The organism is Nocardiopsis sp. TRM 82005 (assembly GCF_056312425.1).
The window spans coordinates 168,333-184,937 of record NZ_JBWDTQ010000014.1; the positions used below are offsets into that span (position 1 = coordinate 168,333).

Annotated in this window: 14 protein-coding genes; 7 read left to right on the forward strand and 7 right to left on the reverse strand. The window is 69.2% G+C overall.

From position 1 onward, the window contains the following. Positions 1-309 precede the first annotated feature (309 nt). A complete protein-coding gene (locus AC0T5L_RS11200) occupies positions 310-1,395 on the reverse strand; it encodes an alkene reductase (RefSeq protein WP_476165356.1) in 1,086 nt (361 codons plus the stop codon). A 435-nt stretch (positions 1,396-1,830) separates the two neighbouring features. Between AC0T5L_RS11200 and AC0T5L_RS11205 the strand changes: the two genes are divergently transcribed. From AC0T5L_RS11205 to AC0T5L_RS11225, 5 genes are all read left to right on the forward strand, one after another. Further along, positions 1,831-2,001 carry a hypothetical protein gene (locus AC0T5L_RS11205; RefSeq protein ID WP_476165357.1) on the forward strand — a complete coding sequence of 57 codons (171 nt, stop codon included), beginning with the start codon at positions 1,831-1,833 and terminating at the stop codon, positions 1,999-2,001. A 183-nt stretch (positions 2,002-2,184) separates the two neighbouring features. Beyond that, positions 2,185-3,543 (forward strand): MFS transporter, encoded by a 1,359-nt coding sequence (locus AC0T5L_RS11210; protein WP_476165358.1) that lies wholly within the window; start codon positions 2,185-2,187, stop codon positions 3,541-3,543. A 64-nt stretch (positions 3,544-3,607) separates the two neighbouring features. Beyond that, a complete protein-coding gene (locus AC0T5L_RS11215) occupies positions 3,608-3,937 on the forward strand; it encodes an ArsR/SmtB family transcription factor (RefSeq protein WP_476165359.1) in 330 nt (109 codons plus the stop codon). 786 nt (positions 3,938-4,723) lie between these two features. After that, the gene (locus AC0T5L_RS11220; protein WP_476165360.1) at positions 4,724-6,010 is read left to right on the forward strand and encodes a cytochrome P450 family protein; all 1,287 of its coding nucleotides are present in this window, start codon (positions 4,724-4,726) and stop codon (positions 6,008-6,010) included. 111 nt (positions 6,011-6,121) lie between these two features. After that, positions 6,122-6,679, forward strand: a complete 558-nt coding sequence (locus tag AC0T5L_RS11225) for a pyridoxamine 5'-phosphate oxidase family protein (RefSeq protein WP_476165361.1) — start codon at positions 6,122-6,124, stop codon at positions 6,677-6,679. Positions 6,680-6,686: 7 nt separating this feature from the next. Here the strand turns inward: AC0T5L_RS11225 and AC0T5L_RS11230 are convergent, their stop codons facing one another. Genes AC0T5L_RS11230 through AC0T5L_RS11255 form a run of 6 tightly spaced genes read right to left on the reverse strand, consistent with a single transcriptional unit; the run spans position 6,687 to position 14,932 of the window. Next, on the reverse strand, positions 6,687-7,373 hold the full coding sequence (locus tag AC0T5L_RS11230) for a hypothetical protein (RefSeq protein ID WP_476165362.1): 687 nt from the start codon (positions 7,371-7,373) through the stop codon (positions 6,687-6,689). Further along, the gene (locus AC0T5L_RS11235; RefSeq protein WP_476165363.1) at positions 7,363-9,204 is read right to left on the reverse strand and encodes an acyl-CoA dehydrogenase family protein; all 1,842 of its coding nucleotides are present in this window, start codon (positions 9,202-9,204) and stop codon (positions 7,363-7,365) included. Before AC0T5L_RS11235 ends, AC0T5L_RS11230 begins: the two co-directional genes overlap by 11 nt. 37 nt (positions 9,205-9,241) lie before the next feature. Next, positions 9,242-10,279: a methyltransferase gene (locus AC0T5L_RS11240; protein ID WP_476165364.1), complete on the reverse strand. Its 1,038-nt coding sequence runs from the start codon at positions 10,277-10,279 to the stop codon at positions 9,242-9,244. A gap of 39 nt (positions 10,280-10,318) precedes the next feature. Further along, entirely contained in the window at positions 10,319-11,086 is a 768-nt protein-coding gene (locus AC0T5L_RS11245) for an N-acetyltransferase (protein ID WP_476165365.1), read from the reverse strand. Further along, the gene (locus AC0T5L_RS11250) at positions 11,083-11,892 is read right to left on the reverse strand and encodes a leucyl/phenylalanyl-tRNA--protein transferase (protein WP_476165366.1); all 810 of its coding nucleotides are present in this window, start codon (positions 11,890-11,892) and stop codon (positions 11,083-11,085) included. Before AC0T5L_RS11250 ends, AC0T5L_RS11245 begins: the two co-directional genes overlap by 4 nt. Before the next feature lie 7 nt (positions 11,893-11,899). After that, the gene (locus AC0T5L_RS11255) at positions 11,900-14,932 is read right to left on the reverse strand and encodes an amino acid adenylation domain-containing protein (RefSeq protein WP_476165367.1); all 3,033 of its coding nucleotides are present in this window, start codon (positions 14,930-14,932) and stop codon (positions 11,900-11,902) included. Between the two features lie 1,070 nt (positions 14,933-16,002). On the opposite strand from AC0T5L_RS11255, the gene AC0T5L_RS11260 reads away from it, so the two are divergent. After that, positions 16,003-16,215: a heavy-metal-associated domain-containing protein gene (locus tag AC0T5L_RS11260; protein WP_476165368.1), complete on the forward strand. Its 213-nt coding sequence runs from the start codon at positions 16,003-16,005 to the stop codon at positions 16,213-16,215. Positions 16,216-16,249: 34 nt separating this feature from the next. After that, positions 16,250-16,486 (forward strand): CDGSH iron-sulfur domain-containing protein, encoded by a 237-nt coding sequence (locus tag AC0T5L_RS11265; RefSeq protein WP_476165369.1) that lies wholly within the window; start codon positions 16,250-16,252, stop codon positions 16,484-16,486. Positions 16,487-16,605: the final 119 nt, after the last annotated feature.

Sequence of the window (16,605 nt, forward strand, 5' to 3'; positions counted from 1 at the left end):
AAGGGCACTGGCGGGCCGCGCCGTGCGGGCCCCGGGCCCGGCGGGGGACCCGCCGGGCCCGGGGGTCAGCGCGTGCGGGGTCCAGGACCCGTTCCTTGCGCCTGCCTCGCGCGGCGGTGCTATCGGGGTGCGGTGGGGCGCAGGGGCGTGCGCGGCTCCTCCACCCGCACATGTCCGGCGGGCGGTCCGACGCCTCCACCCGCGCGGACACCACGGGTTCAGTCGCTTTGCCCGGGGCATCGGGCGGGGCCGGGAGGGCCGGAGGGGCCTTCCCGGCCTGTGGGGGGCGCCGCGATGGCGGGTGCGCTCCTACCGAGCCTGTCGCAGGCGGGGATAGTCGGTGTAGCCGCGGTGGTCGCCGCCGTAGAAGGTGGCCCGGTCGGGCGTGTTGAACGGGCCGCCGGCCGCGAGGCGGGCGGGCAGGTCGGGATTGGCCAGGAACAGTGTTCCGAAGGTGACCACGTCCGCGATGCCGTCCCGGACCAGGTCGGGGGCGTCCGGACCGGTGTGCTCGGGGTGGGTGAACGGGTTGAGGACGAACACGCCGGGCCAGTCCTCGCGCAGCCTGTGCGTCAGGTCGCGGTCAGGGCCCTCGATCATGTGGAGGTAGGCCAGGTCCAGGCGGGCCAGACCGGCCACCAGAGCGGTGTAGGTGTCCTCGACGTCTGCGGGGTCGGTCTCGGCGATGTCGTTGAAGGGGTTGCCGGGCGAGATCCGAAAGCCGGTCCGGTGCGCTCCGATCGCGTCCGAGACGCGCTCGGCCACCTCGATGCCGAGGCGTACCCGGCCGGAGACCGAGCCTCCCCAGCCGTCGGTGCGCCGGTTGGCGTTGGGGGCGAGGAACTGGTGGATGAGGTAGCCGTTCGCGCCGTGGACCTCCACCCCGTCGAATCCTGCGGAGATCGCGTTGCGCGCCGCGCCGGTGAAGTCGGCGATCGTTTCGTCGATCTCGTCCGGGCTCAGTTCCCTCGGCGTGACGAAGTCCCGAGGGCCCTGGTGAGTGAACACCCGACCCTTCGCCGCGACAGGGGAGGGCCCCACAGGGACCAGGCCGTCGGGCAGCAGAGCTGGGTGGCCGATCCGGCCCGTGTGCATCAGCTGGGCGAAGATCCTCCCGCCCTCGGCGTGGACCGCGTCGGTGACCCGCCGCCAGGCATCGACCTGTGCCGCGGAGTGCAGGCCCGGGGTGTCGGGGTAGCCCTGGCCGACCACCGATGGCTGGACGCCCTCGGTGATGATCAGGCCGGCACCCGCGCGCTGCGCGTAGTAGGTGGCCGTCAGCTCCGTCACGGTGGACCCCGGACCGTGTGCTCGGCTGCGGGTCATCGGTGCCATGGCGATGCGGTTGGCCAGGCGGACGCCGCCCAGGTCGATCGGGTCGAACGCGGTGGTCATGAGCAGTTCTTTCGGAGGATGGGGGTGGTGTCCGGCCTGCCCGGCGGCGGTCCGGCATCGCCGCGGGTGCCCGCCCCCGCGGTGGCGACCGCGCTGGACGCGTGGGGAGGAGCGGCGGCGACCTCGATGGTAGCGGCCGTGGCCGCGGGTCTCGCTCGCAGCCTCGGCCACGCTCATCGCTCTGCTCGTACGGCACGGGGTCCGCGACGACGACCCTCTGCTGCCGGTCTTCCCGCTGCGCGACCGCGCCTACGCGTGGGCCGGATCCGGACTGCTGCTGGCGGCCACGCTCATGCTCGGGGCGCTGTACCTGGCGAGCAACTACCTACAGAACGCCCACCACATGTCCCCGCTGGGGACCGGGTTCGCGCTGCTCCCGCTGTGCCTGGGCTCGCTCGTCTCCGCGTTCACGATTCCCGGACTCGCGGGGTGGGGATGGCCCGGATCTACCTGCTCGGTGCCCTCGTGCAGCTGGCCTCGACCGTGGTGGTCGCCGCCGCGACCGGAGCGCACGCCGGGTTCTGGGCTCTGGCCGTGGTGCCGCTGCTGGCCGGGGCCACCGCGGTCGCCCTGGGGTGCGTCCCCGCCCGCTCGGACGCCCCGTGAGGTGCGGGACGCGGACGTGGCAGCCCGCCCGCGTCCCGCCTTTTCGGCCCTCGGCTGGGCCGCCGCCGTCGTGCGCCGCCAGGAAAGGCTGTCTGTCCGACAACGGGTATTGTCATGTGCGCACTTGCGCACTTAACGTATGGTTGCTGCTGTCCTGCTCCGCCGCGGGGAAGGTGTCCCACCATGCTCAGTGTGTTGCGCGACCGCACCTACCGGCGGTTGTTCACGGCCCAAGTGATCGCTTTGCTGGGAACGGGCCTGGCGACGGTCGCCCTGTCCCTTCTGGCCTACGACCTCGCCGGAGCTGACGCCGGGTCCGTCCTGGGAACCGCGATGACCATCAAGATGGTGGCCTACGTCAGCGTGGGCCCCGTGGTCGGGGCCTTGGCCAGTCGGCTGCCACGGCGTGCCTTCCTGGTCGCGGCCGACCTGCTGCGCGCCTCCGCGGCCCTGTGCCTGCCCTTCGTCGACGCGGTGTGGCAGGTCTACCTGTTCATCCTGGTGCTTCAGGCATCATCGGCCGCCTTCACCCCCGTCTTCCAGGCCACCATCCCCGACGTGCTGCCCGACGAGCGTGAATACACACGCGCCCTGTCGCTCTCACGCCTGGCCTACGACCTGGAGAACCTGCTGAGCCCCACCGTCGCCGCTGGCCTGCTGTTGGTGACCACCTACCAGGGCCTGTTCACCGGGACGGTCGCGGGCTTCGCGGCCTCCGCGTTCCTGGTCCTCTCGGCCACCCTGCCCAAGCCGCGGCGCAAGGAGCGCAAGCGGAGTTTCCGGCAGGAGACCACCCTGGGCACCAGGATCTTCCTGGCCACCCCGCGCCTTCGCGCCCTGTTGGGCCTGAACATGGTCGTGGCCGCCGCGACCGCCGTGGTCATCGTCAACACCATCGTGGCCGTGCGCGACCTGCTCGGACGAGGCCAGGAGGACGTCGCGATCGCCCTGGCCTGCTACGGCGCCGGATCCATGCTGGTCGCCCTGGCCCTGCCTCGTCTGTTGGACCGGGTCCCCGACCGGACGGTCATGCTCCCCGCCGGATTCCTGTTGGCCGCCACTCTGGCGGCCGGTGCGGCGACGGTACCGTGGCTGCCGCCGTCCGTCATGTGGCCCGTGATGCTGGCACTCTGGTTCCTCATGGGAACGGGCACGTCCATGATCCTCACCCCCGCCGCCAGGCTGCTCCGCCGCTCTTGCGCGGAGGAGGACCGCCCCGCGATGTTCGCGGCGCAGTTCTCGCTCTCGCACGCCTGCTTCCTCATCACTTATCCCGCGGCTGGTTGGCTCGGCGTTCTCCTGGGCCTTCCGGTAACCTTGGCGCTCTTCGCCGCCCTGGCACTGGCCTCGAGCGGTGCCGCGGTCCACCTGTGGCGTTCGGGCGAACCCGGCCTGGTCGCACACGTCCACACCGGCCTGCTCGCGGACCACCCGCATCTGCGCGAGGGCCGTGCTCGGGACGGCGAACACGCTCATGCCCTGGTCATCGACGATCTGCACCGCCGCTGGCCCAGGCCCGGCCGTCAGTCCGTCGACGACTGAGCGGGGCCCAAGACCGCTGCCCGAAGGGATCCGGATGCCGGCCGAGAACGGGAAAATCCCGCGTGTGGGACACCATGGTCGAGCCCCTGACCTCGACAGGCTCACCACAGCCGCCGAGACGTTCGCCATGCTCGCCGAGCCCACACGGCTGCACCTGTTGTGGACTCTGTCCCGAGGGGAGGCGGACGTCACCACCTTGGTGGAAGCCTCTGGTGCCTCACGCACCTCGGTCAGCCAGCACCTGGCCAAGCTGTACGCTTTCGGGCTGGTGACGCGCCGACGCCATGGCCGGCAGGTCGTCTACTCCCTGCCCGACGGGCACTTGCGCCGCCTGGTCGACGAAGGGCTCTCCCACGCTGACCACCGGGTCACCGGTGAGCCCTTCCACGCCTGACCGAGGCCTTGTGCAGGCGGCGGAGACCAAGCTCCAAGCACCCTCGTCCTGGTGCCCGCGCGACGGTCCCGGCGGTGGAGCGCCCCAACGGGCACGGTCGCCCGACAGCGCCGGGGTTCTCGGCGTGGGAGCAGGTTGCGCGCGTCGGGGATAATCCTCCCGCCCGACGTTCGATTTATACCCTTGGAGGGTATCCTTCGGGTATGAGTGATCCGACAAGGTCTGTGACCTCCTGCAACTCCTTCTGCGGCTCCGGTTCCGCGGAACTCGCCGTGCCGCTTCGCATCCTGGGCTTGTGCCTGCGCTTGCGAGTCGTTCTCTCCGGCCACTGTCCGGGGCGAAGCTGACAGGGGGTTTCCGTTCACGCCGCCCACCGCCCGGGCCCTGGCAGTTCCCCCACGGCCCCGGATCTTGTCCCCCGCCGGCGCTCGGACGCTGTGGACCCGGACCGCCACGGTCCCTCCCCACGGCCGGACCCCCGTCACCGCCGGTTTCGGCGCCGCCCGGTAACGCGGTCCGATGTTCGGCTCCGTTCCTGGGGCGTGACCGAGGATGCCGTGCACGTCGCCGGTGACGGCGTCGTCGGCGCGGCCCTTCGGCCACGAACTTCCGGCACGGCGGGCACCGGGGTGGCGGGCACAGCCCGAATCGGCTTCACCCGCGGCCTCGACACCGATACGGACGCTGCGCCGCGTCGCCTCTGCGGCTCAGGACCGCCTCACCGTCCTCGTGCCAGATCCGGCCCGCAAGAGCAGCCGTCACCGTCCTGGAAGGAGAGTCACATCCATGCGCGAAACCGACCCGTCCACCCCGGAGCCCACGAAACCGGCCTCCGGCGAAGCGCCCCCTCTTCCGTTCAGCGTTCCTCCCAGCACGACACTCGGCAACGAGGGCGGTCAGTGCATGTACGCGGAGGTCGGCCGGCTGCGCTCCATGGGGCCGGCCACACCCGTCCAGCTTCCCGAAGGCGTAGCGGCCTGGTCCGTTACCCGAGGCGACGTGGCCCGACTCCTGCTCACCCACCCCGGGGTGTCCCGCAACCTCAAGAAGAACATTCCGTCGTACCAGCCCGGTTCCGTGCCCTGGCTGTCTCCGTGGGTCGATGTCGACTCCATGGCCACGGCCGAGGGCAAGGAACACCTCCGGCTCCGCAAGCTGATCACACCCGCGTTCAGTCCGCGTCGTGTAGCGGCGATGAAGAGCCAGGTCCGTGCCCTGATCGACTCCTTGCTCGACGAACTCGAATCCCACGAGCCGGGTACGGCGGTCGATCTGCACACCGAGTTCTCCTACCGCGTGCCGACCGAGTACATCTGTGACCTGTTCGGAGTTCCGGACGGTCAAAGACCCGGGGTGCTGAGCCTGTTCAGGGCCGTGGGCAAGACCGGGGTCACCGAGGAGGAGTCCCTGGCGGTCAACGAGGCCCTGGTCGCCTCGATGCGGACCCTCATCGCCACCAAGCGTGAAATCCCGGGGGAGGACCTGACCAGCTTTCTGCTGGCCGCGCGTGAGGAGGGGGCGGACCCGCTCACAGAACACGAACTGATCTCCACCCTGCTGCTGATGATCGGTGGAGGCAGCACCACCACCATCAACCTGATCGACCACACGGTGCGCGAACTGCTCACCCGCCCCGAACAGCGGGACGTGCTGCTCAAGGACCCCACGCGGTGGCCGGAGGCCATCGAGGAGTCCCTGCGGGTCCACTGCCCCGTGATGCACCTGCCGATGCGCTGGGCGACCGAGGACATCGACTTGGGCGAAGGCGTCGTCATCGGTGCCGGTGACGCCATCCTGATCTGCTACGGCGCACACGGCCGGGACCCGCAGGTCCACGACGAGCCGGAGCGGTTCGACATAGACCGGGCCGACAAGGACCACCTGGCCTTCGGACTGGGAGCGCACTTCTGTCCGGGGTCACGTCTGGCCCGTCTGGAGGCGGAAATCGCCTTGGAGGCGCTCTTTCAGCGCTTCCCCCGCATGGATCTCGCCGTCACGCCGGAACAGATCCCGGCCGAACCCACATTCATCGGCAACGGGGTGACCAGCCTCCCCGTGTTCCTCGACCGCTGACGAACAGGGCCTGCGGGGCCCGGCGAGTGGTGCCGGGTCCCGCGGGCTCCGCGCCGTGGGTCAGCGAGAACAACCCGGCCCATCGACCCGCCATCGACCCAGAAGGAAGCCGTGACGGACAGAAAAGCCCCGACGCTTCGCGACACTGTGTCCCCGGACCCGCAGGACCTGGTCGCACGCAGCCGGAACCTGTTGAACCGGGCCCGCTACTTCACCCTGGCGACCGCCTCTCCCTCGGAGGGTCCCTGGGCGGCCACGCTCGAATACGCCTGGCTCGCGGATCCACTGCGACTCGTGTTCGGCTCCGCGACCGCTTCCCGCCACGGCCGCGACATCGCCGCCTCGCGTCTGGTCAGCGGTTCCCTGTTCGTCGCCGACACGGCGGGGACCTTCCCCGCGACCATCGACGGTGCGCAGTTCACCGGCGAGTGCGAAGAGGTCACCCACGACCTGGACCGTTATCAGTCGTTCTTCTACACGTCGGTCTTCCCCGACCCCGGCGAACGCGAACGATGGGCCCTGCCCTCCTCCGCGCTGCGCGGTCAGGCGCCCCATCGGCTCTACCTCCTGCGAGTGAGCCGCTGGTGGCTGGTCGATACCCGAACATGGGCTGAGGACCGTGTCGACCGAAGGGTGGAGGTGCCCGGATTCGGGTCCCCCTCGGATTGAACGGCGCTCAGCCGCCCGGGTGGGCGGCCCAGGGCCGCCCACGCTCGGGGACCAGCGCGTTCCAGAACATGGTCTCGCAGCCGTGGACCAGGTGCGCCAGCCGCACTGGGCTGGTCGGATCCTCCCCCCTGGACAAACCGTCCTCCACGGTGGCCACCGCCTGGTCGACCAGATCCGGAGGCGTGTGCGCGAAGAAGTGGAAGTGCCCGAGCTGGTCATCGGACATCCCGTACCGCGTGGACAGGGCCCGCGCGACCCGGGCATAGGTCCGTCCCGACTCCTCATGGTTCACGATCAACGCCAGGGGTACGTCACCACGGCCGCCCGACAGGGCCGCGCGTGCCAGGCAGGCCGGATACGCGTGGCTCTCCGGCGCCGGTTCATGGGCGCGCAGATCGGCCTCGTCCAGGTCCAGAACCGCGGCGAAGTCGAAGAGGAGCCTCAGAGCCTCCTTCTCCCCCTCCGCCATGGTCGCGAAGAGTTCGCCCGCGGGGCCTTCGGGGAAACGCGAGGCCAGGAACGAGAAACTCCGCATATCGCTGCTCACGAGGTGGTACAGGGCGCCGGCCAGGTCCCGCAGTGACGCCGTCGGGACCCTCTCGGCCTCCAGCATGGGGACGAAGCGGTCCCGGTCCGCCCGGGCCTGGATCCGGCGCCGTGCGTCGGCGACGAGCGTGGCCACGTCAGCGGTCATCGTCGGTCCCTCCTCGCGCGGGGCCGACCGGCCCGTCTGATCCGCCCAACAGCACCCTGCGGCGCAGATTCGGGCCCTTCGGAGGTTTCGCTGCGACGTCGGCGACCCACGGCCCCTCGATGGACGGGTCGATCACCCCGTCCTCCAACCACGGATAGCGTCCCGTGAGCACCCGGTGGGCCAGCTCCCGGTCGTGGGCGTCGTCGTTGTCCCCCAGAGCAGCCAGGGCGTCCGCGATCCTGCGCCGCGCCCGGCGGCAGAAGGAGTCAGCGAGTTCCGGGGCCGTCCCGTCAGTTCCGGTGCGGGCCGTCGCGTAGGCGCAGCTGACGCTCATGGCGTACAGTTCCGCGCCGACATCGACGATCCGTCCCGATGAGCGCCCGGGGGAGTCCGTGCCCCCCGCACCGCGTTCCTTCGCCATCAGAGCGGGGAGCAGGCTGGCCGTCTCCTCGATGAAACGGCGGTGCTCGTCGAGTACACGGGCGGGCCCCGCGCCGGTGTCCGCCCTCGCGGCGGTGGGCAGCGGCCCCTCCGCCGCGAGCTGTTCGAACACGTCCTGGGCGATGAAGGAGCGCAGCGCTTCGGTCGAACCGTCGAAGATCCTGCCCACGCGCAGGTCACGGAACAGCCGTTCCACAGGCACCCCGCGCTCCCCCCTGGCCGCGGCGGACTCGGCGGTCTCGTAGCCTCGTCCGCCGCGGATCTGCACCAACTCGTCCACGATGCGCCACGTCTGCTCGGACGCGAAGAGCTTGGCGAGTTCGGCGTCCAGCCCCGTGTCGAGGCCCAGGTCAGCCCTGCGGCCGCCGATCTCCACCATGGCCTCCAAGGCGAACGTGGTCGCCGCCATGTCCGCCAGCTTGCAGGCCACGCCGTCGTGCTCACCGATCGGGCGCCCCCACTGGTGGCGTTCCCCGGCCCACCGGCGAGCGACGTAGAGGCTCCACCTGGCCGCGCCGGCACAGACAGCTGGAAGGGACAGACGCCCCGTGTCCTGGGCGGCGAGGGCGACCTCCAGCCCGGCGCCCTCGTCCCCGACGCGGTCTTGCACGCCCAACCGCACCCCTCGCAGCCGGATCACACCGTTCTCCAGACCGCGCAGGCCCAGGAAGGAGCTCCGGTGCTCCACCGTGACGCCCGGTGCGTCGGCGTCCACCACGAAGGTGGTCAGCCCACCGGGGCCGGTTTCGGAGGCCGGTACCCGGGCCAGGACCATGAGCAGGTCCGCGACGACGCCGTTGGTCACCCACGACTTCACCCCGTCCAGGGTGTAGGCCCCCGCCACCGGATCCGGAACCGCCGTCGTGCGGATCCGGAAAGGGTCGTTGCCGACGTCCGGTTCGGTGAGGGCGAAGGCGGAGATCCCGCGAACACATCGCGGCAGGAACGCCTTTTTCTGCTCTGGTGTGCCGAACAGGGCGACCGGCTGCGGTACGCCGATGGACTGGTGAGCCGCCACCAGCTCGCCCAACGCGGAGTGGGCGCCGTTGACCATCGCCAGCGCCTGGTAGTAACACGTGACGGACAGCCCCAGCCCTCCGTACTCCTCGGGAATCCGGATGGCCAGGGCACCGAGGTCCGCCAATCCACGTATCACCGAGTCAGGGACCGAGTCCCGCCGCTCGATCAGATGACCGTCCACCTCGTTCTCGCAGAACGAGCGGAGCCTGGAGAGGAACCTCTCTTCGTGTGCGGGGAGCGGGGCGGTCTCGGCGGGGTCGGTACCGAGGTCGCCGAGGCGGGCCCGGCCGCGGAACAGGTCCGCGCCGAAGGACGGGGAGCGGGTCACGGCGTCCGGTCCCTCTTGGGCGTGATCGACGTGCGTGGTCATCATCATCTCCGAGGTGGGGGGCGGGGGCGTGGATCCGCTACGCGGTGGCGGGAACGGCTCGGATGACGGACAGCGGCCCTGACGCGCCGAGCTCCACCGACTCGATGGTGAAGCCGGCCTCCGCGAACATCGCCCTGAACTCGCTCTCGGTGCGCTCGCGTCCCCCGGTGTTGATGAGCATGTTCAGATCGGTGAAGAACATGACGGCTCCGGCGTCGGTGGCCGTGTCCGGGAGCACCGAACCGACGATGAGCAGGGTCGCCGATGCTGGCAGCTGGATACGGCAGGAGCGCAGCAGCGCGATGGAGTCGTCGTCGTTCCAGTCCTGGAGGACGCTCTTGATGATGTAGAGGTCGCCGTCCGTGGGGATGTCCCGGAAGAAGTCGCCGGGTCGAACCTCAGCGCGGTCTTCCAGGCCGACCTTGCGCAGGGTCTCCTCCGCGCCTTCCACACCGCTGGGGCTGTCGAAGACGATCCCCTCCAGGTGCGGGTTGGCGGTCAGGATCGACGCCAAGAGGGTGCCGTCGCCGCCGCCCAGATCGACCACTTTCCCGGCACCGGAGAAGTCGTATCCCGTCGCCAACTCCTCGGCGGCGATCCTCGACTCCTCGCTCATCGCTTCGTTGAACAGGGCGTTCAGCTCTGGCTTCTGGGCGACGTAGGAGTAGAAGCCGGTACCGTGGTCGGTTTCGAAACGGCTCTCACCGGTGCGGATCGCACTCTCCAGGCTCTGCCAGTTGGAGAAGAGGAGGGGGTGGCAGAACATGCGGGTGAAGGAGCGCAAGGAGTCGGGGGAATCAGTGCGCAGCTGCCGCCCGACGGAGGTCAGGCCAAAGGTGCCGGGTTCCGGCTCGGTGGTGACGCCGACCGTAGCCAGCATGCGCAGCAGCCGCCGCAGGGAGAGCTCGTGGACACCGGTGGTCTCAGCGAGTTCCACGCTCGTGCGGGGCTCGTCGCCAATGTGGTCGGCGACACCGAGCTCCGCCATCACACCCAGGGCGTGTGATGTCATGTAGCCGCCGATCAGCTCGATCAGGGATGTCCGCAGTTCCATCCGCTCGGTCTTCTCGCTCATGGCCTCTCTCAGCTCTTTCGGGGACCGTTGTACCGGTCGTTACCGGGAAGGTTCGGTGGTGTCCGCCAAGGGGTGGCGCACCCAGACGTTGGGTTCGACGTAGACGGCGTGGTCGTGCTCGACCGAGACGGTCACGGGGGTCAGCGCGCCGGGTACCTCCAGGGGGCCGTCGGTGTCGAAGGGCAGCCCCGTCCACGAACGCCACTGGTCGAGTCCGGCGGAGATCGTCATCGAGGCCGGGCACACCTTCAGGATCTGGCCGCCTGCTCGCACGTGGACGCGCAACCACGGGTCCACGGGGAGGCCGTCGTCCCGTGTGAGGCGGGTGTACTGCCCCATCGGCATCGTCGGGTGGTCGTGCTTGCGGCTCGGGCGGACCGGGACCACGACGTCTCGGTGGCCGGTGCGCCGGGCGTGCGCGGTGAACGCCCGAAGGGTGATGCCGGACAGGTCGCGTGCGCGGTGCGCCGGGTCCACGGAGACCTCCAGAGCGCACAGAGTGTCGAGGTCGCGTCCGGTGTAGGTGTCGGTCAGGCACTGCCGGAGAGCCTGGTCCCAGCCCGTGTCGGGCAGCTCTTCGGGGTCACCGCTCCAGGAGAGGGGGACGCCGACGGCGCGCGCGACCACCTCGCCGCTTTCGTCCAGGACCGCGAGTTGGTGGTCGGGGTACCGGTGGAAGGCCCAGTGGACCAGGAGCGGGTCGGGGTTGATGTAGGGAGGCCAGGACGACTCCATCGTCAGTACGGCCTCGGTCAGCTCCGGGCGTTCCGCGAGGGTGATCGCCCGGGGTTCGGCGGCCGTGGTCATGAGGCCCCCGTGGGGTCAGTGCCGGGGGCGGCGAGCCTGCTCACCGGAAATCGCGCCGAGGGCAGCGGATCGGTCACACAGTGGTCGCGGAGCAGGGACAGGTACTGCCTGCGACGCATGGGTCGGGCGCCCAGCAAACGGACGTAGCCGCCGTCGTGCTGCACGTCGACGGCCTGACCGCCGGCGCCCGCGAACCTGCGCACCAGGTCCCAGACGGCGACCTTGCCCGCGCCCGCTCGCCGGGTGAACTGCGAGTCGGCGCTGAAGACCCCGCCGATACGCAGCCCGAACACTCCGCCCACGAGCTCATCGCCGTCCCAGACCTCGACACTGTGTGCGTAACCGCAGTCGTGGAGGCGAACGAGGGAGGACAGGAGGCCGTCGGTCAACCACTGCCGAGGACGGTTCTCCCGGCACCGGTGAACCACTTCCTCGAAGCGGGTGTCGACTGTGGTGTGCCATTCGGTCCGGTCGCGCAGCCACGACCGCATGCTCTTCTGCGGACGATGGCCGACGGCCGGGATGACGGGGCGGGGGTCCGGGCAGTGCCACGCCACGGAGTAGGGGTCGGTGGATCCTGGGAGCAGCCCGATCCGACCGGCGGTGACCTCGGACTCGAAGCTCACTTCGTTGACGAGGGTCTGCTCGATCGAGGGGGAGGGGAAGGGGTACAGGCCCTTTCGGTAGGAGTCGATCAGTGCCTGGGGGCTCAGATCGTTCCCGAAGGCGATCGGGCCGGATTCCGGTGCCGAGTCCGAGCTGAGGAAGCTCCAGGTGGGCGGGGGCCGGGTCGGTGCCTTCAACATGGTTGCCTCACAGGAAGTCGACGTCTGCCAGGTATCCGATGTAGCGGTCGAGCATCTCCTCGTCCACCGGGGGGATGTCGATGCCGCTGCCCTCAAGGGCGGCCTCGACGTTGTCCCGGGAGAAGGCGGGGAACGTCGTCTCGAGGTACATCTCCGCAACGCTCATCTCCCCAGTGGGGCACCGGTCGATGAACAGGGGCGCGAAGGGGGTCATCGGGTGCTCGGGGTCGGTCACGGCCGTCTGGAGGACGCCCTCCACCCACTGGTCCCAGGGGATCTCGCGGACGGGGTACCCATGGACGCGGAGGCGTTCGACGAGCAGGGCGACGTTGACCTTGTCGGGGTTCGTCAGGTGGTAGACGTCTCCGCGCGCGGGCCTCCTGGTCGAGATGTGGAGGACGGCCGCCGCGAAGCAGTCCACGGGGGTGTAGTCCAAGGGGAGTTCGGCGACGGGGGCCGTGCCCGAGTCGACGATGAACCGCTTCATCGCGCACATCTCGGTCGACGTGTTCCACGCGCCGGTCTTCTGGTCACCGGAGATGTCCGCGGCCCGGTAGATCGCCACGGGCAGACCGCGTTCGGCGGCCTTGAGGAGGAGCGCCTCGGCCACCCACTTGCTCTCGACGTAGCCCACGCCCAAGTGGTCGACGTGGTCGATCGGGGTGTCCTCGGTGACGTGCCGTACGCCTGCGGTGCCGAACCCGGAGACCGTCGCCATCGTCGAGGTGTAGTGCACCGGGACGGCACGGTGGCGGCCGGCCATGCGGATGATCTCACGCACGCCCTCGACGTTGGCCTGGCGCATGTGGGAGTAGGGGTAGATGAAGTTGACGAGTCCACCCGGATGGTGGATGACGTCCACACGGCGGGCCAGGTCGTCGAATACCTCTTCGGACAGGCCCAGGTTCGGTTCGGCTAGATCGCCCGGGAGGACGGCGATCCGGCCGGAGTCGAAGTACTGGGTCAGCTCGTCCTGGAGATAGAGCCGGGCGCTCTCCCGCACACGGTCGACCGCGTGATCGCGTCCCCGTGCCCTGACCAGGCAGTGCACGGTCGCGTCGGTGGTGGTCAGGAGTTCGCGCAGCAGATGGACGCCCAGGAAGCCGGTGGCCCCGGTGAGCAGGGCGTGTTCGGGGGCGGACCATGAGGGTTCCGACGAGGGATCGGAACTGATCGGGACGTCCAGTTCGGTCTCCGCCGTGAAGTCAACGCGCTGGACGGCGTCACCGAGGGTTCCCGACCTGGCGGTCTCCACCGCCAGGGAGAACCCTCGCAGGGTGGGGTCCTGGAGCAGGCCGCGGATGAGTGGCCGTACCTGGTCGATGAGGACGCCCAGGGAGGCGCGGACCTTCGCCACCAGCTCGGCGGCCATGATCGAGTCGCCGCCGAGCGCGAAGAAGTCATCGTGTGGTCCGACGGACCCGACTTCCAGTACTTGGCACCACAGACCCGCGACCACACGTTCGACGGCCGGGGCGTCCACCGTTTCGGCCCCGTCTCCGGTGCGCTGATCCGTCGGCGCGGACTCCTCCGGCTCGGTGAGGGAGTTCAGGTCCACTTTGCCGTTGGGGGCCGCCGGGAGTACGTCCAGCCCTACGAACGTCTCGGGGATCATGTAGGAGGGCAGGTGCTCGGCGAGGAAAGCGCGCAGTGAGCGTACCTCGGGGAGTGTGCCGCCCTCGGTCGCGCAGTAGGCGACGACCCGGACGTCGCCGCGACGCGGGAAGGGCTTGACCGCCGCGTCCACGATTCCCGGGTGGGCGGTCAGGGCCGATTCCACCTCGTCGGGTTCGACGCGGAAGCCGCGTACCTTGAACTGCCGGTCGACCCGTCCGAGGATCTCCAGGTTCCCGTCGGTGCCCCACAGCCCCCGGTCTCCGGTGCGGTAGACGCGTGCGTCGGGGGACTTCGCATGGGGGTCCACTCGGAACCGCCCGCGGTCGGCACCTGGCGAGACGTAGCCGCGCGCCACACCCAGCCCTCTGATGTGGACCTCCCCGGGGATTCCGGGACCGACCGGACGAAGGTCATCGTCCAGGACCTCGACGACGGTGCCCGGCAGCGGCCGGCCCACCGGTGCGCAACCGTGGTCGGGCAGGACCTCGGAGGAAATCTCCATGGTGCAGGAGGTGATGGTCGTCTCGGTCAGCCCGTAGGCGTTGACCAGGCGGGAAGCGGGCATGAGACGCAGCGCGGCCCGGCAGTCTTCGACGTGTACGGCGCTGCCGCCCACGATGGTGAGCCGGACGGGGAGCTGGCGAGGATTCCGCCCGAGCTCCTCAAGGAAGGCGCGCCAGTACGCGGGGGTCAGGTCCATGACCGTCACCTGGTGCCGAACCAGTTCCTCCGCCAGTTCGCTGGGGGCCCAGACCCGGTCGGGGAGGACGAGGGTTGCGCCGTTGAGCAGGGTGACGAGGATCTGCTCCAGCGAGGTGTCGAACACCGTAGACGCGAACTGTAGGACTTGGTCCCCGGGGCCTATGCCGTAGCGACCGTTGATTTCGTCGAACAGGCAACCGAGGGAATCATGTCCGACCAGGACACCCTTCGGGGCGCCGGAGGATCCAGAGGTGTAGATGATATAAGCGGCGTCGTTTTCCTGTGGTCGGCCGTTCGGTAATTGTTCTCCACAGGGTCCCGGATCGGGGAGTGTACTCCTCGGGGACAGTGTCGGTACCCCGAGCCCCCTCAGGCTTCCGTCTTCTGTGTCTGCGGTGACGATCGCGGCACAGGAGTTCTCGTCCAGGAACTTTGAGATGCGGGCCATGGGTGCCCCGGTTTCCACCGGAAGATAGATTGCCCGACATTTCCATATGGCCGCCAGAGTGGTGACCAAGTCGATTGACCTGTCTAAGTGAGAGAGAACCACGGAACCCTTGCCGATGCCGCGAAGGTTCAGCTCCCTGGCTAACGCGTCAGATCGTTTATCCAGCTCAGAGTAGGTGACTCGCTCATCACCACAGACGATCGCTGTGGTGTCGGGCTGGGTGGCGGCGCGCCTGGACAAGCGCTCGCCGACCGTTGCCGTTCGTGGCTCCATGTCTCCTCGTTTGCCTTTCTTGTTCTTCTCCGGGTGGCTCCGGTTGAGAAATCTTTCGGGCAGGTTATTCGACGAAGAACTTCTTTGGCCCAGGTGGTTTCGAAGTAGGGTCGCACCAGTTCGCAAGTGTCAATAAGGACTTGCTATTGGATCCCTCTTGGGGGACTGGGTATCAGTTTATGCACCGATAGTGGGGGGTTTTATTGCACAAGCGGACCCAAGGGTGTGTGTCTCTTTTTGTAAGAGGAAACCCTATTTGGGCATGGCTGTCAATGGCTGTCACTGAACTTTCCGATCGAACCCGATTTGCCGGTCGGCCCGGCCCTGGCGTGCCGGGGAGGAGGTGCGGCGGTCGGCGGAGGGTACGGGCGCCCCGGTCCTCGGGCGCGACGGTGGGGCGCCGGTTGGGCGGGATCGCGTGACCCCGGTCCTCAGGCCGGGAAGGCGTTCGGATGCGCTGGACCGGGGTGGCGGGTCGGTCGCTCGTCGTGGCCGGGGGTGGACGGCCGTGCTTCTTCGTGGGGCGTACGGCCGGCTTGGTCGGCCTTGCGGGGTCCCGTGAAGCCCGTGGGAATACTTGGGGAGAAGGATGCTGATGTGGCCGAAACGTTCACGTCCGCTCTTTCCGGTCTTCGTGTGCAACCTTGTCAAGTTCGCCCGCTACGCCGATTACCATATACCCTTATGGGGTATTACCCCAAGGGGATTGGTGCTGTCAAGTTCCCTTGTCTCCGGCCGCGGCCGTGTGTGCCCTCCCGGGGTGTGCTTCTCGGCCGCGGTCCCGCGGGGAAGCCCATGCGCGCCGGGTCCGGCCCTGGCGGGTGAGGGGGGCGAGTGCCCGTGCGGGCATAACGCCTCACGGGCCCGCATGTGGGCCCAGGGGGCGAGCCGCTCCGCCGAGGTCTTGCCCGAGATACCCCCTACAGGTATCTTGATCCTTGTCCGGTCGAACCCCCGGCTGCCCGTCGGGCGATTCGCGGCGCTGGTCCCGCCCAGGGGTCCGTGCCCGCGTGGTCGTGCCCAATACCCTGCCCCTGTAGGGTTTAGCGAAGTAGAGGAGTGAGATTTTCGTGAACACAGTCACCTATACCGTCAAGGGGATGACCTGTTCCGGCTGTGTGAAAAAGGTGGTCACGGCCGTGAGCGCCATCGAGGGTATCGAGTCGGACCACATCGACGTGGACGTCAGCACCGGCACCATGGAGCTGGCCACCCCCTCCGCGGTGGACGACCCGCGGGTGCGTGAGGCGATTCGCGGCGCGGGCTACGAGGTCGTGTCCTGAGCCCCCGTCACCGATGCCTGAGGGAGATCCCCCGATGAGCGACTCTCCTCGATCAGAACCCGTGGTCATCAAGGCCGTGGAGAACGGCCCCTATCAGGTCAAGGGGCCCGTACGCGTCGTCGACCACGCGGGTGAGGAGTATGAACTCGGGCCCGGCCGCACCCAGATCCTGTGCCGCTGCGGCCTTTCCCGTGACAAGCCGTTCTGCGACGGTTCGCACGTACGGAGGCGGTGGGTGGCCTCCGAGGCGGAGGATACGCCGGACCCCTGAACCGGTGCGGACGCCCTCGCCGCGGTCGTCGTTCAACGGTGGGAACTCGGCCCGTCTCCTGTCCTGGAGGCGGGCCGAAGGCGATGTCCGTGCCCGGCGCCGACGGCGGTCCCACATCC